Annotated in this window: 24 protein-coding genes; 17 read left to right on the top strand and 7 right to left on the bottom strand. The window is 37.1% G+C overall.

The window, feature by feature from the left end:
* Window positions 1–127 precede the first annotated feature (127 nt).
* Together GILLI_RS00645 and GILLI_RS18480 are read left to right on the top strand one after the other, a co-directional pair.
* On the top strand, window positions 128–712 hold the full coding sequence (locus GILLI_RS00645) for an RNA polymerase sigma factor (protein ID WP_006987183.1): 585 nt from the start codon (window positions 128–130) through the stop codon (window positions 710–712).
* 58 nt (window positions 713–770) lie between these two features.
* A complete protein-coding gene (locus GILLI_RS18480) occupies window positions 771–920 on the top strand; it encodes a hypothetical protein (RefSeq protein WP_006987182.1) in 150 nt (49 codons plus the stop codon).
* A gap of 258 nt (window positions 921–1,178) precedes the next feature.
* Here the strand turns inward: GILLI_RS18480 and GILLI_RS00640 are convergent, their stop codons facing one another.
* Window positions 1,179–1,835: an endonuclease III domain-containing protein gene (locus tag GILLI_RS00640; protein ID WP_006987181.1), complete on the bottom strand. Its 657-nt coding sequence runs from the start codon at window positions 1,833–1,835 to the stop codon at window positions 1,179–1,181.
* A 31-nt stretch (window positions 1,836–1,866) separates the two neighbouring features.
* Here GILLI_RS00640 and bcp point away from each other — a divergent pair, with 31 nt between their 5' ends.
* Window positions 1,867–2,316, top strand: a complete 450-nt coding sequence (gene bcp / locus GILLI_RS00635) for a thioredoxin-dependent thiol peroxidase (protein ID WP_006987180.1) — start codon at window positions 1,867–1,869, stop codon at window positions 2,314–2,316.
* Window positions 2,317–2,481: 165 nt separating this feature from the next.
* On the opposite strand, the gene GILLI_RS00630 is transcribed toward bcp, so the two are convergent.
* The 6 genes from GILLI_RS00630 to porX form a co-directional block, all read right to left on the bottom strand.
* Window positions 2,482–2,859, bottom strand: a complete 378-nt coding sequence (locus tag GILLI_RS00630) for a DUF4258 domain-containing protein (protein WP_006987179.1) — start codon at window positions 2,857–2,859, stop codon at window positions 2,482–2,484.
* Window positions 2,860–2,936: 77 nt separating this feature from the next.
* Complete coding sequence (locus tag GILLI_RS00625) at window positions 2,937–4,136, bottom strand: alanine dehydrogenase (protein ID WP_006987178.1); 1,200 nt, start codon at window positions 4,134–4,136, stop codon at window positions 2,937–2,939.
* 65 nt (window positions 4,137–4,201) lie between these two features.
* Window positions 4,202–4,804: a hypothetical protein gene (locus GILLI_RS00620; protein ID WP_006987177.1), complete on the bottom strand. Its 603-nt coding sequence runs from the start codon at window positions 4,802–4,804 to the stop codon at window positions 4,202–4,204.
* Window positions 4,743–4,889 carry a hypothetical protein gene (locus tag GILLI_RS18245; protein WP_156798602.1) on the bottom strand — a complete coding sequence of 49 codons (147 nt, stop codon included), beginning with the start codon at window positions 4,887–4,889 and terminating at the stop codon, window positions 4,743–4,745. Before GILLI_RS18245 ends, GILLI_RS00620 begins: the two co-directional genes overlap by 62 nt.
* A 280-nt stretch (window positions 4,890–5,169) precedes the next feature.
* On the bottom strand, window positions 5,170–5,574 hold the full coding sequence (gene tsaE / locus GILLI_RS00615) for a tRNA (adenosine(37)-N6)-threonylcarbamoyltransferase complex ATPase subunit type 1 TsaE (protein WP_006987176.1): 405 nt from the start codon (window positions 5,572–5,574) through the stop codon (window positions 5,170–5,172).
* A 43-nt stretch (window positions 5,575–5,617) separates the two neighbouring features.
* Window positions 5,618–7,168, bottom strand: coding sequence for a T9SS response regulator signal transducer PorX (gene porX / locus GILLI_RS00610; RefSeq protein WP_006987175.1), 1,551 nt, complete (start codon window positions 7,166–7,168; stop codon window positions 5,618–5,620).
* Between the two features lie 123 nt (window positions 7,169–7,291).
* On the opposite strand from porX, the gene GILLI_RS00605 reads away from it, so the two are divergent.
* The 14 genes from GILLI_RS00605 to hisC all read left to right on the top strand — a co-directional run bounded on the left by GILLI_RS00605 (window position 7,292) and on the right by hisC (window position 22,091).
* Entirely contained in the window at window positions 7,292–8,521 is a 1,230-nt protein-coding gene (locus tag GILLI_RS00605) for an HD domain-containing protein (RefSeq protein WP_006987174.1), read from the top strand.
* Between the two features lie 24 nt (window positions 8,522–8,545).
* Window positions 8,546–9,571, top strand: coding sequence for a UDP-3-O-(3-hydroxymyristoyl)glucosamine N-acyltransferase (gene lpxD / locus GILLI_RS00600; RefSeq protein WP_006987173.1), 1,026 nt, complete (start codon window positions 8,546–8,548; stop codon window positions 9,569–9,571).
* A complete protein-coding gene (locus GILLI_RS00595) occupies window positions 9,564–10,970 on the top strand; it encodes a bifunctional UDP-3-O-[3-hydroxymyristoyl] N-acetylglucosamine deacetylase/3-hydroxyacyl-ACP dehydratase (RefSeq protein WP_006987172.1) in 1,407 nt (468 codons plus the stop codon). The genes lpxD and GILLI_RS00595 overlap by 8 nt, the downstream gene beginning before the upstream one ends.
* The gene (lpxA, locus tag GILLI_RS00590) at window positions 10,971–11,756 is read left to right on the top strand and encodes an acyl-ACP--UDP-N-acetylglucosamine O-acyltransferase (RefSeq protein ID WP_006987171.1); all 786 of its coding nucleotides are present in this window, start codon (window positions 10,971–10,973) and stop codon (window positions 11,754–11,756) included.
* A gap of 10 nt (window positions 11,757–11,766) precedes the next feature.
* Entirely contained in the window at window positions 11,767–12,333 is a 567-nt protein-coding gene (gene efp / locus GILLI_RS00585) for an elongation factor P (RefSeq protein WP_006987170.1), read from the top strand.
* Window positions 12,334–12,402: 69 nt separating this feature from the next.
* Complete coding sequence (locus tag GILLI_RS00580) at window positions 12,403–13,332, top strand: UDP-3-O-(3-hydroxymyristoyl)glucosamine N-acyltransferase (RefSeq protein WP_006987169.1); 930 nt, start codon at window positions 12,403–12,405, stop codon at window positions 13,330–13,332.
* A gap of 4 nt (window positions 13,333–13,336) precedes the next feature.
* The gene (locus GILLI_RS00575; RefSeq protein ID WP_006987168.1) at window positions 13,337–13,750 is read left to right on the top strand and encodes a nuclear transport factor 2 family protein; all 414 of its coding nucleotides are present in this window, start codon (window positions 13,337–13,339) and stop codon (window positions 13,748–13,750) included.
* A 62-nt stretch (window positions 13,751–13,812) separates the two neighbouring features.
* Window positions 13,813–14,688: a succinate--CoA ligase subunit alpha gene (sucD, locus tag GILLI_RS00570; protein ID WP_006987167.1), complete on the top strand. Its 876-nt coding sequence runs from the start codon at window positions 13,813–13,815 to the stop codon at window positions 14,686–14,688.
* A gap of 173 nt (window positions 14,689–14,861) precedes the next feature.
* Entirely contained in the window at window positions 14,862–15,608 is a 747-nt protein-coding gene (gene fabG / locus GILLI_RS00565) for a 3-oxoacyl-[acyl-carrier-protein] reductase (protein ID WP_006987166.1), read from the top strand.
* 15 nt (window positions 15,609–15,623) lie between these two features.
* Window positions 15,624–17,669 carry a hypothetical protein gene (locus GILLI_RS00560; protein WP_006987165.1) on the top strand — a complete coding sequence of 682 codons (2,046 nt, stop codon included), beginning with the start codon at window positions 15,624–15,626 and terminating at the stop codon, window positions 17,667–17,669.
* 19 nt (window positions 17,670–17,688) lie between these two features.
* A complete protein-coding gene (locus tag GILLI_RS00555) occupies window positions 17,689–18,504 on the top strand; it encodes a prohibitin family protein (RefSeq protein WP_006987164.1) in 816 nt (271 codons plus the stop codon).
* Between the two features lie 214 nt (window positions 18,505–18,718).
* On the top strand, window positions 18,719–19,582 hold the full coding sequence (gene hisG, locus GILLI_RS00550) for an ATP phosphoribosyltransferase (protein ID WP_006987163.1): 864 nt from the start codon (window positions 18,719–18,721) through the stop codon (window positions 19,580–19,582).
* A gap of 146 nt (window positions 19,583–19,728) precedes the next feature.
* Complete coding sequence (gene hisD, locus GILLI_RS00545; protein WP_006987162.1) at window positions 19,729–21,015, top strand: histidinol dehydrogenase; 1,287 nt, start codon at window positions 19,729–19,731, stop codon at window positions 21,013–21,015.
* Between the two features lie 26 nt (window positions 21,016–21,041).
* Window positions 21,042–22,091 carry a histidinol-phosphate transaminase gene (gene hisC / locus GILLI_RS00540; protein WP_006987161.1) on the top strand — a complete coding sequence of 350 codons (1,050 nt, stop codon included), beginning with the start codon at window positions 21,042–21,044 and terminating at the stop codon, window positions 22,089–22,091.
* The last annotated feature ends 125 nt before the right edge of the window (window positions 22,092–22,216 follow it).

Below are 22,216 nucleotides of genomic sequence, written 5' to 3'. Positions count from 1 at the left end.
AATATGTTGCTATATTTGAACTTTCAACGAACAATCTAAAAATCTATTGCCTATTGCATAAAGTTACTTTTTTAAGTTAAAAACCTAACCCACAGGTGTTCCCAGATACCTGATTAAAGTAACTAATATGGATAGAACAAAGGCAACGGATGCTACCTTAGTAAGCACCTATATAGCAGGTGATGAAAATGCACTCTCAATTTTAATAACCCGACACCAACAAAGGATCTACAGTTTTATTTATTCCAAAGTTTATGATAAGGATGTTGCTGAAGATGTTTTTCAGGACACTTTTATCAAGGTTATCAATACCCTGAAAAAAGGAAAATATAATGAAGAAGGGAAATTTCTTCCCTGGGTGATGCGTATCGCTCATAATTTGGTGATCGATTATTTCAGAAAAAACAAACGGATGCCCAAGTTTGAGAACAGTGGAGATTTCAATATTTTCTCGGTTCTTAGTGATGGCGATCTAAATATTGAAACACAACTTATCAAGGATCAAATTGAATGTGATGTCCAGGAATTGATAAAGGAATTGCCGGAAGATCAGCTGGAAGTTTTAACAATGCGTATCTATAAGGATATGAGCTTTAAGGAAATTTCTGAACGTACCGGAGTGAGTATTAATACGGCTTTAGGTCGCATGCGGTATGCACTTATAAACCTTAGGAAAATAATTGAAAAACATCAGCTTATTTTAACAAATTAATTTAAAATAAAATTGAAATAAAATCGTTCTCCTTAAAACCAATTTAAAGTATACTTAAATGGAGAACCTTTACACTAAAAGTCCGAAAGGAGAACAATTAAACCGTTTGAACCCTACAAAAGAGACCATTCAATTTCTTTTAAATTATTCGAAAGCTTTACACATTTCAGAATATGATGTGATGCAGTTTGAAGTAATTTTAAATTAATTAGAAAAAGGCCTTTTTTTTAGTCTGTGTTATTATCGATTTAATAACACAGCGCTACAATTTATTCTTTGATTCAGTGATGATTTAAATTCATCATTGGATCATTTTTTTTGAAAGACGATCAGTCTGTACTCAATCTGATAGCAGACTAATCAGCTTTAATTCTACGAAAGATTTTACTGGAATTCCGGATATTTCTTCCCCTTAAATACCTTGTGAGCTTGTTATAGTGTAAAGAATTTCTAATTTTCCTTATCCTTACTTTTTTGATTTATAATACTTTTCCAGAACGGTTTTTCTACCAATAGTACTGGTGATAATATCTTTTTCAATATCCCATCCGCGTGCCGGAGAGTATTGCCTTGCATAGTAAATAATTTGCAGGTGTAAGAGATTCCATAATTCCCTTGGAAAAAGCCTTTTTGCATCTGCTTCGGTCTGGACAACGTTTTTTCCGTTGCTTAAATTCCATCGATACATCAATCTGTGAATATGCGTATCTACAGGAAACGCCGGAATATTAAACGCTTGTGACATTACTACGCTGGCAGTTTTATGGCCAACAGCAGGAAGGGATTCCAATGCATCAAAATCGGCGGGTACTTCCCCATTGTATTTGTCTATTAAAATTTGAGATAAACCGTAAATTCCCTTAGATTTCATAGGAGAAAGCCCAACGGGTTTTATGATGGCTCTTATTTCTTCAATAGATAATTTTACCATTTGATAGGGATTATCGGCAGTATTGAATAAAATAGGGGTGATTTGATTGACTTTTTTATCGGTGCTTTGGGCAGAAAGCAATACAGCAATCAATAAAGTATAAGGATCTTTATGATCTAAGGGAATAGGAACCTCCGGAAAAATATCATTTAACGTATCTATAACAAATTGTACCTTTTCCTGTTTGTTCATTATTCATACTTTTATGCAAAAGTACTTAATTATGACAAAATTAATGGCAGGAGATAAAGCTCCTGAATTTTCAGCAAAAGATCAGGATGGAAATACAGTAAAATCATCAGATTTTAAAGGAAAAAAACTGGTGGTATTCTTTTATCCAAAGGCAAGTACTCCAGGATGTACCGCAGAGGCTTGTAACCTTCGGGATAACTGGGAGCAATTTCAGCAAAAAAACTATGCAATTCTGGGAGTAAGTGCCGACAGCGAGAAAAAACAGCAAAACTTCAGGAATAAATACGAGTTGCCTTTTCCGCTTTTAGCAGATGAGGATAAAGAGGTTATCAACGCTTTTGGCGTTTGGGGTCCTAAAAAATTCATGGGAAAGGAATATGATGGGATCAATAGAACTACCTTCATTATCGATGAAGAAGGGAACATTGAGGAAGTGATTGAAAAGGTTAAAACCAAAAATCACGCAGCTCAGATTCTGTAAAAAATATAGAAAGTATTGTTTCAGCTAACGTAATGCTGAACTTGTTTCAGCATCTAACCGAATTGAAACTCAATATCAAATTAGACCCTGAAACAAGTTCAGGGTGACGATATAAACTGAGTTAAGAACAAATTGTAAAGGATAAGAGCTTTTCTAAACTACAGCCTAGTCTCTCAAAAATTCAACTCGTTGAATTGTGGCGATTTCTTCACAGTTTTCTATCTGTAATTCAAGCTTGTTGGATTTTATTTCCCCTGAAACAAAATAAATATTACAGGGTTCTTTATCTGTCTGGCTTTTTCCGAAGTTTACATTTCCGTCTTCCAGCATACTGTTAACAGATAATGTATCGATATTATTGGATTCAAAAAAGCGGTAAGCTTCTTCGGAATATAGCCTTTCTTTATTACGGATATTTTTTAAAGTCCGCGCAGTGGGTGAATAATCGCAGGAGGCTCTTTTTCCACCTAAAAAAAACATCAAAATAACAATCCCTGCTATAAGGCCAATGGAGAAAAAGCCGAATCTTTTTAATAAATTCATTTAGTGCTTAAAATTTGAAAAAAACCATATAGCCTAGGAACTACCTGGACTGTATGGTTTGAATAGTTATCTATAATTTAAAAGATTAGTAGATTGATATCTCTGTAAGAAAGATCAAACCAATCTGCTATGGATTTGTTGGTTAAAATCCCGTGGTAAAAGTACAACCCATTTCGCAAACCTTTGTCAAACCTTAGTGTATTTTCCAATCCGCCTTCTTCCGCAATGTGCAAAAGGTAAGGAGTGAAAATATTGCTAATAGATACCGAGGAGGTCTTTGCATACCTTGAAGGAATGTTAGGCACACAATAATGAATTACTCCGTGTTTGGTGAAAATAGGTTTGTCATGCGTGGTAATTTCACTGGTTTCTATACAGCCACCCATATCTATACTCACATCTATAATAACAGCACCTTTTTTCATCGTCTGCACCATATCGTCTGTAACAAGAACGGGGGAGCGGTTTTTACCGCGTACGGCCCCTATTAATACATCACAACGTTTCAAGGACTTACTCAAATTTTTAGGCTGAATGGTGGAAGTATATAAGGTATGTCCAATATTTGTTTGAATATTCCGGAGTTTAGTAAGACTGCTGTCAAATACTTTTACATTTGCACCCAACCCGATAGCCGATCTTGCTGCGAATTCCCCAACAGTTCCGGCGCCTAAAATCACAACTTCTACCGGGGGGACACCACTTATGTTTCCAAACATCAACCCGTTACCCTGGGCATTATTGCTCATGATTTCCGATGCGATCAAAACCGAAGCAGTTCCCGCGATCTCGCTTAAAGCACGAACAGCAGGATAGGTTCCATCGGGATCCTGGATAAATTCGAAAGCAAGGGCGGTAATCCTTTTTGTGGCGAGTTTTTGAAAATATTCCTTACACTGGGTTTTTAACTGCAAAGCCGAAATAAGGATAGTTTGGGGATTGATCATTTCCAGCTCCTCGAAAGAGGGCGGCTCAATTTTTAGAATGGTAGGACAGGAAAATACCTTTTTGGTGTCCTTGGTAATTTCTGCACCTGCATCAGAATAGTCTTTATCGCTAAACCTGGCAAATTTTCCGGCATCGCTTTCTATCATCACCCTGTGCCCGTGAGCTGTTATGGCCGCTACGGCATCCGGGGTTAGGCACACCCGTTTTTCCTGGTAGGAGGTTTCCTTTGGGATACCTATAAACAGGTCTCCCTTGTTCTTAGAGATCTCGAGGGTTTCTTCCTGGGGAAGCAATTGTTCCCTCGTAAAAGGGTAGGTTTGTTTGGTCATGCCGGAAAGTTGTTAAAGACTTAAATTACAACAATTTTCAGCAAATATATATGGAATATTTTGAATTAGAGTTTCCGGTAGTAATCTTCGCTGGGTTCTGTGGCTAAAGAAGGATTTTGTTGACGGAACAATTCAAGTTCTTTCTCTTCCCTGCTAGACATACCGGTAGAAAAAACAGAAACATCGGTTTCGTTTAATTCGCTCAAATCGATGCCATAAATGCGGTCAAAAATTTGAATCCTGACTAAGTATACAATAACTATAATTATAAAAAAGAAAGGAGCGAGATAAAGTAAACCGTCTGTATCCATGAATATTTCACCTTCTAAATAGACATCTTCGTAAAATGACACAACGAACTGAAAGACATACATAGCGATGGGAATCAAAATTGCGTGATACCACCAATGTTTACAGGTGAAAAACCAAATAAATAAAAGGAAAAGAGGCGTTATTTTTCCTAAATAAGTCCACATTGCCACATTTACGCTTTCATAATATTTACTTTCATATGTAAAAAAAGAATTTTCCCAAACGGAACCGCTTGGGAAAATTTCATACATATAAAATAAATACGGTGAAAATGCTATCAGAAAGGCAATAAAACTACCCAGCCATAGGAATTTTGATGAGCCTTCTATCAACTGCTTGTTTTTGAATTTGGTCATTATCACTGTTGTTTTCTGAAGTTGAAGTTACAAAAAAAGATGCTCCAAATATTGCAGCTGCGAAAAGTATTGCTTTAATTTTCATAATGTAAGGGTTTTATATTATTAGTTCGTTTTGATTTCTGAAACAAACCTAGATAAATATAAAACGCTTACACTAACGACATTAATCGTATCTTTGCACCCTTTTTCAAGCAAATATTAGCCTGTATTTTGAACAATTCTACTTGTCAAAAATAAGCTAAAAATCAACATCCCTCGTTGAGCAACTAAAATAATATTTCCCTTCCTTTCACATAGGCTAATTTTGTAATATTTTTCTTACAATTACCAGGTCGCAGGAAATCAGAGCTTGCTAGAATTAATTAACAAAACTTTAACTTTCTTAGCCCTTCATTTTCTACCAGAATCTCCAGTTTTTGAGTGGGGTAATCCAGTAATCTTTCAATTTTCTGTGGCCATTCAATAAATTTCCAGGATTCGGTATTGAGATAATCTTCAATTCCCATATCCAGTGCTTCATTTTCATCTTCAATTCGATAAAAATCAAAATGGAAGATCCTGCCTTGATCTGAATGATATTCGTTAACCAATGAGAAAGTGGGACTGGAGGCGGCGTCTTCGGCTCCCAGGGCTTTAACAAGCGCTTTGATGAGGGTGGTTTTTCCGGCTCCCATCTCCCCGTAAAAAAGCAGCGTTTTGCTTTTTACTTTGGAAAGTAATTGCATAGCAATACTATCAATTTCTGACAGCTCGTAGGTCAAGGTCATTAATTATTCGATTTTTGGCTCTGTAAAGATATGTAATTATTTATTACCTAGGGGATAAGCACACAAACGGGATGATCATTTCCTCCATGGATACCCCTCCATGCTGGTAAGTATTCCTAAAATAGTTTACATAATAATTGTAGTTGTTTGGATAGGCGAAAAACATATCTCCTTTTGCAAAAATAAAGGAGCTGCTCATATTAATAGTTGGCAAATGGATTGTTTTAGGATCTTTTGCAGCCAAAACATCTTTATTTTCATAAGTAAGACTTTTACCGGTTTTGTAGCGTAGGTTTAAACTGGTGTTTTTGTCTCCTATTACTTTAGAAGGTGTTTTCACATTAATTGTCCCGTGGTCTGTAGTGAGAATTAATTTAAAACCCAGTTGCTGCGCCTGCTGGATAATTTCCAACAGCGGGGAATTCTTGAACCAGCTTTGGGTAAGTGATCTGTAGGATTTATCATTGGAAGCCAATTCCTTGATCACTTCCATTTCGGTTTTAGAATGCGAGAGCATATCCACAAAATTATAAACCACAACCGTAAGATCATTGTTTTTTTGTGATCTAAAATTTTCCACCAATCGTTTTCCTGCCTTTAAACTTGTAATTTTGTGATATTCATATTTTATATCGAGGCCCAATCGTTTTAATTGTGATTCCAGAAATTCTGCCTCGTAAAGGTTTTTCCCTCCTTCTTCGGTATCATTTAACCAGTACTGCGGGAATAACTTTTCCATTTCACTTGGCATTAATCCTGAAAATATAGCATTTCTGGCGTATTGAGTCGCTGTTGGAAGAATGCTGTAAAAGGCGGATTCTTCTGTCTTTTTATAATAGTTATTGATGGTTGGTTCAAAAGATTTCCATTGATCGTACCTCATATTGTCAACTACCACCAGCAATGTTGGTTGTTCCTTGCTCAGTTCAGGAACTATTTTAGTTTTAAATAGGGTATGAGACATAATAGGTGCATCTGCGCCTTTTTCAAACCATTCAGGATAATTCTTGTCTATAAATTTACAAAACTGATTATTGGCTTCAAGTTTTTGAGATTCCAGGATCTCAAACATTCCACTGTCTTCGATGGTTTCCAGTTGAAGCTCCCAATAAAGCAATCGCTGATATAGTTCTGCCCAGCCTTCATAGGAATTAATTGCCGACATATCCATTGCGATTTTTCGGAATTCCTGCTGATAATTGGAGGTGGTTTTTTCAGTGATCAACCGGGAATGGTCCAGGTTTTTTTTCAAACTCAGCAGGATCTGATTCGGATTCACAGGCTTGATCAAATAATCGGCGATCTTAGAACCTATGGCATCTTCCATAAGAAATTCCTCTTCACTTTTGGTGATCATTACAATGGGAATATCTGCATGCTTCTCCTTTATTTCAAACAAGGTTTCCAGGCCGGTAAGACCCGGCATATTTTCATCCAGGAAAACAATGTCGAAATTTTCTTTTTCAATTTTTTCTATAGCTTCCATCCCGCTTCTGCAGGTGGTGACTTTATAGTTTTTGGATTCCAGAAAAATGATATGTGGTTTAAGCATATCAATTTCATCATCTGCCCAAAGTATCTTGATTTCATTCATGTATAGTATTTTTGGAAGCCTTTTGAAATGGTATACACTTTAATTTCAAATGACTTTGATTTCACATTTGTCCTCAATGGACTTCAGTTATGTATATTTGTTATAAATTAAAAGGATTTAAGCTTGGCGATAAAAACTAAACTCAAAATATTTAACGATCCAATTTACGGTTTTATTACCATTCCCAGCGAACGTATCTTTAAGATTATTGCACATCCTTTCTTTCAAAGACTACGCCGTATTTCCCAAATGGGATTATCTTATTTGGTTTATCCCGGAGCGCATCATACAAGATTTCACCATGCATTGGGCGGGTTGCACCTTATGCAAAAAGCCATCGAAATACTTCGTTTTAAAGGAGTTCCAATTTCCGAAGAAGAGGAAGAAGCGCTTCAAATAGCAATTTTGCTCCATGATATAGGACACGGACCTTTTTCTCATGCAATGGAACACAGCATCGTTGAGGGGGTTTCTCATGAGTGTATTTCACTGCTTTTTATGGAAGAATTAAATGCTGAATTTAACCAAAGTTTAACGCTTGCAATTGAAATATTTAAGGGGAGCTATCATCGTAAATTTATGAATCAGTTGGTATCGAGTCAGCTTGATATGGACAGACTGGATTATCTAAAACGCGATAGTTTTTACACCGGTGTTCCCGAGGGGAATATTAACAGTGAGCGTATTATAACAATGCTTCACGTGGTAAATAACCATTTGGTGATAGAGGAGAAAGGGATTTATTCTGTAGAAAAATTTCTGGTTGCCAGAAGATTGATGTATTGGCAGGTTTATTTACACAAAACCGGAGTAGTAGCAGAGCAGTTACTGATACGTGTTTTGAAACGAGCTAAAGAATTGATGGCTTCGGGAGTAGTTTTACCTTGTAGTCCTGCACTTTCCTATTTTTTGAACACTAAAATAGTGCTGGAAGATTTTAATTCAGTTACCTTAAAAATATTTTCTAAGCTGGATGATTATGATATTGTTTCAGCGATGAAATTATGGGTAGATCAAGAGGATTTTGTTTTGCGAAATCTTTGTGAAATGATATTAAACAGAGACCTTTTAAAAGTAAAACTGAAAAAGAAGCCTATTGATAAAAAAAGGATACTAAAACATGTACAAGCAGTTCAAATAAAATATGAGCTATCTGCAGAAGAAGCTCAATACTTCGTTTTTAGCGGTGACATCACAAATGTTGCTTATTCCAGTGGAACTGATAAAATTCAGATCCTACACCGAAACGGGAAAACCAGTGATGTGGCAATAGCTTCAGATCAATTAAATTTGAAAGCGCTGTCTGTACCGGTTATAAAATATTTTATCTGTTATCCAAAGACAAAACATTAACTCATTTTTTTTACTTTTGCCAGAATGAAATTTACAGCTAAACAAATAGCAGAAATATTAGAAGGGACGGTTGACGGGAATCCGGATACCGAAGTTTCTAAATTGTCAAAAATCGAAGATGCTTCGGAGGGATCATTGACTTTTTTAAGCAATCCTAAATATAGCTCTTATATATATTCAACCAAAGCCTCTATAACGATCGTTAAAGAAGACTTTCATTTTGAAGAAAGTATAAGCACAACTTTAATTCGGGTTAAGGACCCTTACAAGGCTTTTTCTACCTTACTGGAGTATTACAACCAGGTGAAGCTAAATAAAAGTGGCATTGAAGAACCTAATTTCATTTCAGATTCTGCGGTATATGGTGAAAACATCTACCTGGGGGCTTTTACATATCTTGGTAAGAATGTGAAAATAGGGAACGATGTAAAGATTTATCCGAATTGCTATATCGGTGATAATGTTATCATTGGTGACAACACTTTGATTTTTGCCGGGGTAAAGATCTATTCCGAAACGGTGATAGGAAAATCATGTGTGGTACATGGAGGAGTTGTTATTGGAGCCGATGGATTTGGATTTAATCCTGGGGATACCGGAGAATACAGTAAAGTTCCTCAAATAGGAAATGTGGTTATAGAAGATAATGTAGATATTGGGGCTGGTACCACAATAGACCGGGCTACTTTAGGTTCTACTTGTATAAGAAAAGGAGTTAAGTTGGATAATCAAATCCAGATAGCGCATAATGTTGAAATTGGCGAAAATACTGCAATAGCAGCACAAACCGGGATCGCCGGATCAACCAAAATAGGCAAAAATTGCCTTATTGGTGGGCAGGTAGGTATCGCGGGGCATCTTACAATTGGGGATCGCGTTAAGGTACAGGCGCAATCTGGAATAGGTAAAAATATTCAGGATGATGAAATGATACAGGGTTCTCCCTCTTTTGGATATGGAGATTTCAATAAATCCTATGTTCATTTTAAAAATCTGCCAAAAATAATAGACAGGTTAAATCAATTAGAAAAAAAAGACAAGAATGGCTGAAAACCTTTCCAAACAGCAAACCATTAAAAAAGAAGTTTCCTTAACAGGTGTAGGGCTTCACACAGGCAAAGAGGTGACTCTTACCTTTAAACCGGCTCCCGTAAATACCGGATATATTTTTAAACGCGTCGATCTTGAAAATCAACCGGAAATTGAGGCGGATGTTAATTACGTGGTCAATACCCAAAGGGGAACCAATCTTGAAAAAAACGGAGTGAGTATTCAAACTTCCGAACATGTTTTAGCTGCATGTGTAGGTTTGGAGATCGATAATGTGATTCTGGAGCTCAATGCTTCCGAACCTCCAATCATGGATGGTTCATCAAAGTTTTTTGTTCAGGCTTTGGAAGAAGCCGGAATCGAAGTTCAGGAGGAAAACAGGAATGAATTTGAAATCACTGAAATTATCTCATATAAAGATGAAGAGACAGGCAGTGAGATTATTATAATGCCTAGTGAAAACTACCAGGTTACTACCATGGTAGACTTTGGCACCAAAGTTTTGGGGACTCAAAATGCATCCATTCAGGATATATCAGAGTTTAAGAGTGAAATTTCCAATGCACGAACTTTTAGTTTTCTTCATGAAATTGAAACTTTACTCGAGCACGGACTCATAAAAGGAGGAGATTTAAACAATGCCATCGTTTATGTAGATAAGGAGTTAAGTCCTGAAACTATGGAAAAGTTAAGGTCTGCTTTTAAGAAAGATAATATTTCGGTTAAACCTAATGGAATTCTTGATAACCTTACCTTGCACTATCCAAATGAGGCTGCAAGACACAAACTACTGGATGTAATAGGAGATCTTGCTCTTGTTGGAACAAGATTAAAGGGGAAGGTGATTGCTAATAAGCCTGGCCACCAGGTGAATACAGAATTTGCAAAAAAACTTGCAAAGCATATCAAGGCTGAAAGGCGCAATAATATGCCAAAGATAGATTATAGCAAGCCTCCTTTAATGGATGTTAACGATATCATGGATATTTTACCACACAGAGCTCCATTTTTATTGGTGGATAAGATCTATTCCTTAACAGAGAGCTGTGTAGTAGGGATGAAAAATGTGACTATGAACGAACCTTTCTTTGTAGGTCATTTCCCTGGAAAACCGGTAATGCCCGGAGTTTTAATGGTAGAGGCGATGGCCCAAACCGGAGGAATTCTTGCACTTAAATCGGTTCCGGATCCTGAAAACTATCTAACATTTTTTATGAAGATAGATAATGTGAAATTCAAACAACAGGTAGTTCCGGGAGATACTTTAATCTTCAAACTGGAATTGCTTGCTCCCATTAGACGTGGGATTTGCCAGATGCAGGGGTATGCTTATGTAAATGGGAAACTGGTTACAGAGGCTATTTTAATGGCCCAAATTGTTAAATCTAAAAATGTTTAAATGAATCAACCCTTAGCATATGTTCACCCCGGAGCTAAAATCGCGAAAAATGTAGTTATTGAGCCTTTTTCCACCATACATAATGATGTGATCATAGGAGAAGGCACGTGGATTGGTTCCAATGTAACCATAATGGAAGGTGCCAGAATTGGAAAAAATTGTAATATCTTTCCCGGAGCGGTTATTTCGGCTATTCCCCAGGATAAGAAATTTAACGATGAAGAAACCACTACAGAAATTGGTGATAATACTACCATTCGTGAATGTGTGACCATCAACCGTGGAACCAAAGACAGGATGAGAACCGTTATTGGTAAAAACTGCTGGATCATGGCATACTGTCATATAGCACACGACTGTATTGTAGGAGATAATTGCATATTTTCAAATAATAGTACCCTTGCAGGACACGTAAATGTTGGAGATTATGTGATCTTAGCCGGAATGACGGCAATTCAACAGTTTTGCAGCATAGGGAATCACGCTTTTGTAACCGGAGGCTCGCTGGTAAGAAAGGATGTTCCTCCATTTGTAAAAGCAGGAAGGGAACCCTTAAGCTACGTGGGAATAAACTCAATAGGATTAAGAAGACGAGGTTTTAATACCGAAAAAATTAGGGAAATACAGGATATTTTTAGGATTTTGTATCAAAAAAATTACAACAATTCCCAGGCAGTTGCTATTATTGAAGCTGAAATGCAGGCAACCGCAGAACGTGATGAAATACTGGAATTCATTAAGAATTCGCAGCGTGGAATTATGAAGGGATATATAGGTTCCAATTAAAATTAAAACAATGGCAAGTACAAGTGATATCAGAAATGGATTGTGTATTAGATACAACCACGACATTTACAAAATAATTGAATTTTTACACGTAAAACCGGGGAAAGGTCCTGCTTTTGTTAGAACCAAAATGAAAAGTGTGACCACAGGTAAAGTTCTGGAAAACACCTTTTCTGCAGGACACAAAATTGAAGATGTACGTGTAGAAACACATAAATTTCAGTTTTTATATAATGATGGAGAATTCTATCATTTTATGAATGTGGATGATTATACCCAGATCAGACTTTTGGAAAATGTCCTGGATATGCCGCAGCTATTAAAAGAAGGAGAAGTGGTAACCATTTTGATAAACACAGAGGATAATATGCCATTATCGGTAGAATTGCCCGCAAGTGTGGTCCTGGAAGTAACACATACAGAGCCTGGGGTAAAAGGCAATACTGCTACCAATGCGTCAAAACCTGCAACCCTTGAAACGGGAGCAGAAGTAAATGTGCCTCTTTTTATTAATGAAGGTGATAAAATACGCGTTGAAACTGAAAAAGGTACCTACAAAGAAAGAATTAAAGAGTAAAAAACCATAGCAGGAATAGGAAAACAGGTCCAGTCCTGCTTTTGATTTTTGACTTTTATATACAAAACAATGAAATTTCCTCAAATACATACGCTTCAGCAAATAGCAACAATAATCTCTTCAGAATATGTTGGTGATCCTGAATTTCCTATAGAAGGAATGAATGAGATCCACGTAGTTACTCATGGTGATATTGTTTTTGTAGATCATCCCAAATATTACGATAAAGCATTAAAATCGGCTGCTTCTGTTATATTGATCAATAAAAAAGTGCCGTGTCCGGAAGGAAAGGCCTTGTTGATTTCAGAAGATCCTTTTAGTGATTTCAATAAGTTAACCGACTATTTTCGTCCTTTTCAAACAGTTTCAGCCCCCATTTCTGAAACTTCTAAAATTGGAAAAAATACAGTGGTACAGCCTAATTCATTTATAGGGAATAATGTGCAAATTGGGGATAACTGCCTAATCCATTCCAATGTAAGTATATACGACAATACCGTTATTGGAAATAATGTGATCATTCACGCCGGAACCGTTTTAGGCGCCGATGCATTTTATTATAAGACCAGGCCTGAAGGATTTGATAAATTGAAATCGGGAGGGCGTGTCGTGATAGATCACGATGTTGAAATAGGAGCATTATGCACAATCGATAAAGGTGTTTCCGGTGATACTTTTATAGGAGCGGGCACAAAACTCGATAATCAGGTACAAATAGGGCATGATACTATTGTTGGCAAAAAATGCCTGATAGCTTCACAAACCGGAATCGCAGGCTGTGTAATTATTGAGGATGAAGTAACCATTTGGGGACAAGTGGGAATAAGAAGTGATATTCGTATCAGGAAAGGAACTATTATCCTGGCCCAGACAGGAGTTTCTAAAGATACAACCGAGAACACCCGTTATTGGGGAACTCCGCACGGAGAAGCCAGGACTAAATTAAAAGAATATGCCGCCGTGAAGAAACTTCCCGGGATAATCGATAAAATGAAATAGCCTTATGAGTAGTAGTATCAAAAAAATAGTCAAAGAATTTTATGCCAGTAATTTCTATAAAAACCCGGAGGATGTAAAAATGTATTTACATCCGGAGGCAGAACTTTTCTGGAATAGCAGTGCAGGGTTTAATAAAATGAATTTTCAGGATATTCTGGGAATGATTGCTGAGATGTCTAAATCTTTCCATTCTTTAAGGGCGGAAATAAGTCATTTATTAAGAGATAAAGATGATGTGACTATCCGGTTCACCTATCATGTGAGAACGGTTGAAAATCCTGATGAAGAAATTCCTATGGCTCATTTCATTGCGATATGGAAAATTAAGGACGACAAATTATATAAAGGGTATCAAATAAGTCAGCCTGCAGATGAAACTCCGGAGAATTTAAGTTCTTTTATGGCAACAAACTTTTAAAAAGTCTTTAGGGTTTATATATAAAAACTTACTTTTGTGTCGCAAAAAAATCAACAATAACTATGAGTGTTTTAGTAAATAAAGATTCAAAAATAATCGTTCAGGGATTTACCGGAAGTGAAGGTACTTTTCACGCTGAACAAATGATAGAATATGGTACAAACGTCGTAGGTGGTGTTACTCCAGGAAAAGGTGGGCAATCTCACCTTGACAGACCCGTTTTTAACACAGTTTCTGAAGCTGTACAGGAAACCGGGGCCAATGTTTCTATAATTTTTGTTCCGCCTGCATTTGCTGCAGATGCGATTATGGAATCTGCAGATGCAGGGATCAAGGTTATAATTACAATTACCGAAGGTATTCCCGTAGCGGATATGATCAAGGTAAATGAATATATTAAAAATAAGGATTGTAGACTAATAGGGCCTAATTGTCCAGGAGTAATTACCCCGGGTGAAGCTAAAGTTGGAATTATGCCAGGTTTTGTTTTCAAAAAAGGAACTGTAGGAATCGTATCAAAATCGGGAACCCTAACCTATGAAGCTGCAGATCAGGTTGTGAAACAAGGTCTGGGAATTACTACTGCTATTGGAATTGGTGGAGATCCAATCATTGGAACTACCACAAAAGAAGCTGTTGAGCTCTTAATGAATGATGATGAAACCGAGATCATCGTAATGATTGGTGAAATTGGTGGTCAATTGGAAGCAGATGCGGCACAATGGATACGGGCAACCGGAAATAAAAAACCAGTAGTTGGATTTATAGCTGGTGAAACAGCCCCGGCAGGAAGAACAATGGGTCACGCAGGTGCAATTGTTGGTGGAAGTGAAGATACCGCTCAGGCTAAAAAAGCTATTTTAAGAGAAAACGGAATCCACGTAGTAGATTCTCCGGCAGAAATCGGTAAAAAAGTAGCTGAAATTTTAAAAGCTTAAGCTCAACTTAATTTTTTAAAGATTATAATCCTCTTGATTACCCGATAAGGGTAATTTCAGGAGGATTTTTATTTTAAAGCCTTTGGCTTTTGTTATATTTGATTTCAGAATATTTAGTGTCTTCCAATTGTTATTGGAACAGAGTAATACAATTAACCAAAGAAATAATTAGAATGAAATTATTAGAAGGAAAAAATGCCATCATAACCGGTGGAAGCCGTGGAATTGGAAAAGGAATAGCACAGGTTTTCGCTAAACATGGCGCTAATGTTGCCTTTACCTACGCTTCTTCTGTAAATGCAGCAAATGAGCTGGAAAAAGAATTGAGTGACTTTGGAATTAAAGCCAAAGGCTACCAATCTAACGCTGCCGATTTTAAGGAATGTGAAGCACTTATAAAGAATGTCTCCGAAGATTTTGGCCAGATAGATATCGTGATAAACAATGCCGGAATCACCAAAGACAACCTTTTAATGCGAATGAGTGAAGAAGATTTTGACCAGGTAATTGAAGTAAACCTGAAATCTGTTTTTAATATGACCAAGGCTGTTCAAAAAACTATGTTGAAGCAACGCAGTGGAAGCATTATTAATATGAGTTCCGTCGTCGGAATAAAGGGAAATGCAGGTCAGTCCAATTATGCAGCTTCAAAAGCAGGAATAATAGGGTTTTCCAAATCGATGGCTCTAGAGCTTGGATCCCGAAATATCCGCACCAATGTGATTGCACCTGGATTCATCGAGACGGAAATGACCGAAAAGCTGGATGAGAAAACCGTGGATGGCTGGAGAGAATCTATTCCGCTAAAACGTGGTGGAACGCCGGAAGATATTGCAAATGCCTGCGTGTTTTTAGGAAGCGAGCTAAGCAGTTACATCACTGGACAGGTAATCCAGGTAAATGGAGGAATGCTTACTTAAATCTAACTTCTAAAAATGTCATTACCCACCGTATTTTTAATAGCCCTGGCAGCAATTTTTGCGCTGGGGTTTGTTTTTTTTAAATATTTCTACGGAAATAAAAAGCGCAGTGGGAATATTTTTATTCTGGCCGGTTTAAGATTTATAAGTATTTTTTTACTCTTGCTTCTGCTTATCAACCCCAGGATAGCACAACAACTGCTGGAGGTTGAAAAACCCTTGCTTTTAATTGCGGTAGACCAATCGGCTTCCATAGATCATATTGGGAAAGCAGACAGTGTTCAAGCTTATTTCAATTATTTGAGAACCGATACAGAGTTAAAGGAAAAATTTTCAATTGAAACCTATGGCTTTGGCAGTGAGACAGAGCGGTTAGATGAGGATTCCTTAAAATTTAATGATCAGCAAACAAATATTTCCAGGTCGTTGAAGACCCTGGGAAAACTAACCAGTTCAAAACAAGCAGCATTGATATTGATCACAGATGGAAATCAAACCATTGGGGAGGATTTTCAATACCTTAAAACTGCTAAAAATATAAATACCTTAACGGTAGTGGTAGGGGATACGGCAGCTCCTGTAGATTTATATATTTCCAATCTTAATGTTAATAAATACGCTTTTTTAAATAATAGGTTCCCGGTTGAAGTTGTTATCAATTACTCGGGAAAACAACCCTTAACCAACAAATTTGAGATAAGATCCGGAAATACAATTCTTTTTTCAAAAGACGTGAATTTTAACGCAGAAGACAAATCAGAAATTATAACAAACACCTTACCGGCAACGAAGTTGGGAAGCAGTTTCTATGAAGCGAAGATCTCACCGGTTGATTCTGAAAAAAACACTATCAATAACACCAGGAAATTTGGGGTTGAAGTGATTGATGAAAGAACATCGGTTTTAATCCTAAGTTCCATTGCACATCCCGATTTGGGGATGCTCAAAAAATCAATAGAATCCAATGAGCAACGCGAAGTAAAAATTGACTATATAGGGAATTATAAAGATATAAAATTATCTGATTTCCAATTGATTATATTGTATCAACCAAATAATCAGTTTAAGGATGTTTTTAAAGCTATTAATTCTGAAGGTCTTAATAATTTACTGATTACAGGAACTGAAACAGATTGGACTTTTCTAAATTCTGTTCAACAAAATTTCAGTAAAGATCATACCTCACAAACCCAGGAAGTCTTTGCGAATTTCAATCAAAATTTTTCTGAATTTCAGTTTGAAGATTTAGGTTTTAATGGGTTTCCACCCCTGGAAGATACTTTTGGGATTCTCAAATTCAAGGATAGGTTGTTTAGCCCATTACTGTTTCAAGTGCAGGAAGGCGTTCAAACAGATTTGCCTTTGCTGGCAGTAGCCGAAAATAATTCTGTAAAACAGGCGGTGCTTTTTGGTGAGAATATCTGGAAATGGAGAGTTGAGTCTTACGTGAATTCCGGTTCGTTTGAAGCATTCGATAATTTCACCGGTAAATTGATACAATATCTGGCCAGTACTAAAAAACGTGATCGCTTGACCTTTGATGTTGAACCCTTTTATCCTGAAAATGAACAGGTACAAATCAGTGCTCAGTTCTTTGACGAGAATTACGGTTTTGATCCAACGGCTGATGTAATTATCCAACTTGAAAATTCAGGTACCGGAACCAAAATAGAGGCCGGGATGTTGCTGGATAATTCTCGCTATAAATTTGAAGCAGAAAATTTGGAACCTGGAGATTATACTTTGAAAATAATCGAGCAAAACACTGGTATTACAAGGTTGGGAAGTTTTTCAATACTTGAGTACAATGTGGAGCAGCAGTTCGCTTCTGCCAATATAACTAAACTTCAGGCTTTGGCTCAAAATAATGAATCCGTGCTATACTATTTAAATGATATGACCTCCTTAAAGAAAGATTTACTTTCGCAAGAAGCCTATGTATCTATACAGAAAAGCCGTGAAAAATATGTACCTTTGATACATTGGAAGTTTTTGCTCGCTTTACTTGTTTTATCTTTGGGTATCGAGTGGTTTTTGCGGAAATATTTCGGTTTTATTTAATAATTTTAAACATTTTTTTATGGATAAGTTACCAAAAATTGGCTTGCCAATTTTATTTGCTGTAGTTGTATTAATAATATTAATTGCAAAATCTACAGTTACCATTAATTCCGGAGAAGCCGGGGTTTTGTATAAAACATTTGGAGATGGGGTTGTAACTAGTGAGCCACCTTTAGGGGAAGGCTTTCATTTTGTAGCACCCTGGAATAAAGTATTTATCTATGAGGTTCGTCAGCAATCTCTGGATGAAAAAATGCAGGTTTTATCTTCCAACGGACTAGAAATTAATCTTGATGCGACAGTTTGGTTTCAGCCTTCCTATGCTGATTTAGGAAAACTGCATCAGGAAAAAGGAGAAGCCTATATACAGCGTGTATTGCAGCCGGCTATTCGTTCTGCAGCGCGTAGCGTGGTAGGAAGATATATCCCGGAACAACTATATGCCAGCAAAAGAGAAGCGATTCAAAAAGAGATCTTTGATGAAACTCAAATCCTTTTAGCGCAGCAGTATGTTCAGGTTAATGAAGTTCTTGTAAGAGATGTTTCGCTTCCTGAAACGATTAAAGATGCAATCGAGAGAAAACTGGGACAGGAACAGGAGTCTTTGGAATATGTATTCCGATTGGAAAAAGCTACAAAAGAAGCTGAAAGACAGCGTATTGATGCGGAAGGTAAAGCTACCGCTAACAAGATTTTAAGCGCCTCCCTGAATGATCAAATTCTAAAAGAAAAAGGAATTCAGGCAACTTTGGAATTGGCTAAATCCCCAAATTCAAAAGTAGTTGTAATTGGCGGCGGTGATGGCGGAATGCCATTAATCTTGGGAAATAACTAAATTAGACAAATCATAAATTTTAATAAACCTATATTTTTTGAAAAAAAAATATTAGATTTGTCATCGTAATGGAAAAAAATCAACTACATCATCATCTTCAGTACTGCGCTCAGGCGAGGTGAATTTGATATGTAGTATTTTCAACATATTTTAAAACCCGTTTGAGTAACTCGAACGGGTTTTTTTATTGGTATTAATTCAAAAAAATAAGTATATGAGCAACGAAAAATTACGAATCGCAATCCAAAAAAGCGGGAGGCTAAATGAAGATTCTCTTCAAATTTTAAAGGATGCAGGAATTTCTATAGATAATGGAAAAGAGCAGCTAAAAGCATCGGCAAGGAATTTTCCTTTGGAAGTATTATATCTTAGAAATGGCGATATCCCACAATATTTAAGAGACGGGGTTGTGGATGTAGCAATTCTGGGTGAAAACGTCCTTGTGGAAAAAGGGGATGATATTATCAAGGGCGAAAAACTCGGATTTTCAAAGTGCCGGGTTTCACTTGCCGTTCCAAAGTCTATGAAATACAACGGTATCATGGATTTGGACGGGAAGAAAATCGCTACTTCCTATCCTAATACAGTGAATGCTTTTTTAACCGAAAAGGGTATCTCTGCTGAGCTTCATATCATAAATGGTTCTGTAGAGATAGCGCCCAGCATAGGCTTGGCAGATGCAATTTGTGATATCGTTTCAAGCGGGAGCACTTTATTTAAAAACAATTTGAAAGAAGTGGAAGTAATGCTGAAAAGTGAAGCGGTGTTGGCAATTTCTCCACTAATTTCCAGCGAAAGGAAATTAATACTTGAAAAATTGCAATTCCGTCTCAATTCTGTGCTTAATGCGCGAACTTCCAAATATATTTTAATGAACGTACCCAATGACAAATTGAATAACGTAATTAAATTATTACCCGGAATGCGCAGTCCTACGGTTTTGCCGCTGGTAGAAGAAGGCTGGAGTTCCTTGCATACCGTTATCAACGAAGAGCGTTTTTGGGAGGTTATAGATGAATTGAAGCAAAATGGAGCTGAAGGAATTCTGGTAGCTCCAATCGAGAAAATGGTAATGTAATTTCTAAATTTGGTGACAAATTGCTTCGGGATAAATTCCGGAGGTATTGCTAAGAAAGTAACAAGTAAAAATTTCAATAAATTTCCGCCCGAAATGGAAGGGTGGCATTGGATAATTAAACCCATAATTGGGATAAAAAAACACTTATGCAAAAAATATTCAATCCGGCAAAAGAAGATTGGAACAGGATCTTAGAGCGCCCAACCAAAACTGTTGATGAAATTGAAGCTACTGTTACCGAGGTTTTTTCTGAAATAAAACTTAAAGGGGATTTGGCTATATCAAAATACACCGATCTTTTTGATGGAGTAAAACTGAATGATTTCAAAGTGAGTTCAAAAGAGATAAAGGAAGCAGGATCCCTTGTTTCTAATGAGTTGAAAGAGGCAATCGCTTTGGCTAAATCCAATATAGAAAAATTCCATTCTGCCCAAAAATCAGAAAAAATAAGTGTTACAACCAGCCCGGGAGTAGATTGCTGGCAGGAAAAGCGTCCCATTCAAAAGGTTGGACTTTATATTCCCGGAGGAACGGCACCGCTTTTTTCTTCAATATTAATGCTCGCCACCCCTGCGAATATTGCCAGCTGCAAGGAGATTATCCTGTGCACACCGCCAAACAAAGAAGGAAAAGTACATCCTGCGATCTTATACACTGCAGCCTTAAGCGGAGTTACTAAAATATTTAAAATTGGCGGGATCCAGGCAATAGGAGCTATGACCTTTGGAACGGAAACAGTTCCAAAAGTTTATAAAATCTTTGGACCGGGAAATCAGTTTGTAACCGTTGCCAAACAACTTGCGACCAAACATAATGTAGCGATTGATATGCCTGCAGGACCTTCAGAATTACTTGTGGTGGCTGATGACTCTGCCGACGCGTCTTTTGTTGCTTCCGATTTGCTTAGCCAGGCCGAACATGGAGCCGATAGCCAGGTGATTCTTGTTTCAACATCCAAAACTTTGATTTCTGCTGTTGAAGCTGAAATTGAATCCCAAATAGTTGTACTTCCCCGAAAAGAGGTCGCTCAAAAGGCTATCGATAATTCTAAACTGATCTTTGTTGAAAATGATGAACTTGCCATAGAAATGATCAATGAATATGGCCCTGAACATTTTATTATCTGTACTAAAAATGAGAACTTTTATATAGATGGAATTGAAAATGCAGGATCTGTATTTATAGGCAATTATACTCCTGAAAGTGCAGGGGATTATGCTTCGGGAACCAATCATACCTTACCAACAAATGGGTACGCCAAACAATATAGCGGCGTGAACCTGGACAGTTTTATGAAGAGTATGACGTTTCAGAAAATAAGCGAAGAAGGAATCCGGAAAATAGGTCCTGCTATTGAATTGATGGCAGAAGCAGAGGGTTTGCAGGCACACAAGAACGCTGTTACACTAAGATTAAAAAATATCAAAAATTAATATAAGCCACAACCGCACTTTTCAACATGAATACAAACTTTGATCTTAACGGGCTTGTTCGAGCTAATGTAGCCAAACTGCGACCCTATTCTTCTGCAAGGGACGAATTTCAATCTACCGGAACAGAAATGGTATTTCTGGATGCCAATGAAAATCCATTCCAAACGGATGTGAACCGGTATCCCGATCCCCAACAACGAACTTTAAAAGCGGAACTCGCAAAAATTAAAGGGGTAGCTCAGGAGAATATACTTTTGGGAAATGGAAGTGACGAGGTGCTGGATCTTCTTTTCAGGGCTTTTTGTGAGCCTAAAACAGATAATGCGGTTACGCTGCCACCAACCTATGGAATGTATGCGGTATTGGCTAATATCAATAATGTAGAAAATAGGGAAATACTGCTCACCGCTGATTTTGAGCTCAATATTTCAAACATTCTAAGGGCCATTGACAAGAATAGTAAAATAATTTTTCTTTGTTCCCCAAACAATCCAACCGGGAATTCATTTTTAGAAGAAGGGGTTTTGGAAATCCTTGAGAATTTCAGCGGTTTGGTTGTCATTGACGAAGCCTATATAGATTTCTCAAAACAGGAAAGCTGGTTGAAGAAACTTCGGTCTTATCCAAATTTGGTGATCACTCAAACGCTCTCCAAGGCTTATGGAATGGCAGGAATCAGGCTTGGAATTTGTTATGCTTCCGCAGAAATCATAAGTATTTTAAATAAAATAAAGCCGCCGTATAATGTTAATGAGCTCAGTCAGCGTCGGGCATTGGAGAGGGTTAATAATATGGAAGCAGTAAAACAGGAAGTGGCTGATATTCTTAAGGAAAGAGCACGTTTATTTGAAGCTTTACTTGATGTAGATTATATTCAGAAAATCTATGATTCGGATGCTAATTTTATATTGATAAAGGTAGATGATGCAACTAAAAGGTATTCTGAATTGCTTGAAATGGGGATTGTAATTAGAAACAGGACCTCCCAGCCATTATGTGAAAATACGTTAAGATTAACGGTAGGAACCGCTTTGGAAAACGACCGTTTGATAACGGCCTTAAAAGCCATAAATTAGCGGCCTTCTATATTGGAGATAAATAGGTTGCTAAATATTTTTTTCCGAGTGAAACCGATGTTGGAATTAAAAGTCATACTTAAAAAGAATAATAAGGATGTTACAATTGACCACTAAAACAATAA

Origin of the sequence: Gillisia limnaea DSM 15749, assembly GCF_000243235.1 — a bacterium.
Taxonomy (GTDB): Bacteria; Bacteroidota; Bacteroidia; order Flavobacteriales; family Flavobacteriaceae; genus Gillisia; species Gillisia limnaea.
Note: the sequence above shows the minus strand (reverse complement) of the source record. Positions and strands in the feature narration are given on the sequence as shown.

What these genes read in the sequence shown, in the direction of transcription:
- GILLI_RS00645 (WP_006987183.1), top strand. Translation starts at nt 128, where the DNA reads ATGGATAGAACAAAGGCAACGGATGCTACCTTAGTAAGCACCTATATA.
- GILLI_RS00625 (WP_006987178.1), bottom strand. Translation starts at nt 4,136, where the DNA reads ATGACCAAACAAACCTACCCTTTTACGAGGGAACAATTGCTTCCCCAG.
- efp (WP_006987170.1), top strand. Translation starts at nt 11,767, where the DNA reads ATGGCAAGTACAAGTGATATCAGAAATGGATTGTGTATTAGATACAAC.
- GILLI_RS00555 (WP_006987164.1), top strand. Translation starts at nt 17,689, where the DNA reads ATGGATAAGTTACCAAAAATTGGCTTGCCAATTTTATTTGCTGTAGTT.
- GILLI_RS00630 (WP_006987179.1), bottom strand. Translation starts at nt 2,859, where the DNA reads ATGAATTTATTAAAAAGATTCGGCTTTTTCTCCATTGGCCTTATAGCA.
- hisG (WP_006987163.1), top strand. Translation starts at nt 18,719, where the DNA reads ATGAGCAACGAAAAATTACGAATCGCAATCCAAAAAAGCGGGAGGCTA.
- GILLI_RS18245 (WP_156798602.1), bottom strand. Translation starts at nt 4,889, where the DNA reads ATGAAAATTAAAGCAATACTTTTCGCAGCTGCAATATTTGGAGCATCT.
- GILLI_RS00560 (WP_006987165.1), top strand. Translation starts at nt 15,624, where the DNA reads ATGTCATTACCCACCGTATTTTTAATAGCCCTGGCAGCAATTTTTGCG.
- GILLI_RS00640 (WP_006987181.1), bottom strand. Translation starts at nt 1,835, where the DNA reads ATGAACAAACAGGAAAAGGTACAATTTGTTATAGATACGTTAAATGAT.
- hisD (WP_006987162.1), top strand. Translation starts at nt 19,729, where the DNA reads ATGCAAAAAATATTCAATCCGGCAAAAGAAGATTGGAACAGGATCTTA.
- bcp (WP_006987180.1), top strand. Translation starts at nt 1,867, where the DNA reads ATGACAAAATTAATGGCAGGAGATAAAGCTCCTGAATTTTCAGCAAAA.
- lpxA (WP_006987171.1), top strand. Translation starts at nt 10,971, where the DNA reads ATGAATCAACCCTTAGCATATGTTCACCCCGGAGCTAAAATCGCGAAA.
- sucD (WP_006987167.1), top strand. Translation starts at nt 13,813, where the DNA reads ATGAGTGTTTTAGTAAATAAAGATTCAAAAATAATCGTTCAGGGATTT.
- GILLI_RS00620 (WP_006987177.1), bottom strand. Translation starts at nt 4,804, where the DNA reads ATGACCAAATTCAAAAACAAGCAGTTGATAGAAGGCTCATCAAAATTC.
- GILLI_RS00580 (WP_006987169.1), top strand. Translation starts at nt 12,403, where the DNA reads ATGAAATTTCCTCAAATACATACGCTTCAGCAAATAGCAACAATAATC.
- hisC (WP_006987161.1), top strand. Translation starts at nt 21,042, where the DNA reads ATGAATACAAACTTTGATCTTAACGGGCTTGTTCGAGCTAATGTAGCC.
- GILLI_RS00595 (WP_006987172.1), top strand. Translation starts at nt 9,564, where the DNA reads ATGGCTGAAAACCTTTCCAAACAGCAAACCATTAAAAAAGAAGTTTCC.
- GILLI_RS00575 (WP_006987168.1), top strand. Translation starts at nt 13,337, where the DNA reads ATGAGTAGTAGTATCAAAAAAATAGTCAAAGAATTTTATGCCAGTAAT.
- GILLI_RS18480 (WP_006987182.1), top strand. Translation starts at nt 771, where the DNA reads ATGGAGAACCTTTACACTAAAAGTCCGAAAGGAGAACAATTAAACCGT.
- fabG (WP_006987166.1), top strand. Translation starts at nt 14,862, where the DNA reads ATGAAATTATTAGAAGGAAAAAATGCCATCATAACCGGTGGAAGCCGT.
- lpxD (WP_006987173.1), top strand. Translation starts at nt 8,546, where the DNA reads ATGAAATTTACAGCTAAACAAATAGCAGAAATATTAGAAGGGACGGTT.
- tsaE (WP_006987176.1), bottom strand. Translation starts at nt 5,574, where the DNA reads ATGACCTTGACCTACGAGCTGTCAGAAATTGATAGTATTGCTATGCAA.
- porX (WP_006987175.1), bottom strand. Translation starts at nt 7,168, where the DNA reads ATGAATGAAATCAAGATACTTTGGGCAGATGATGAAATTGATATGCTT.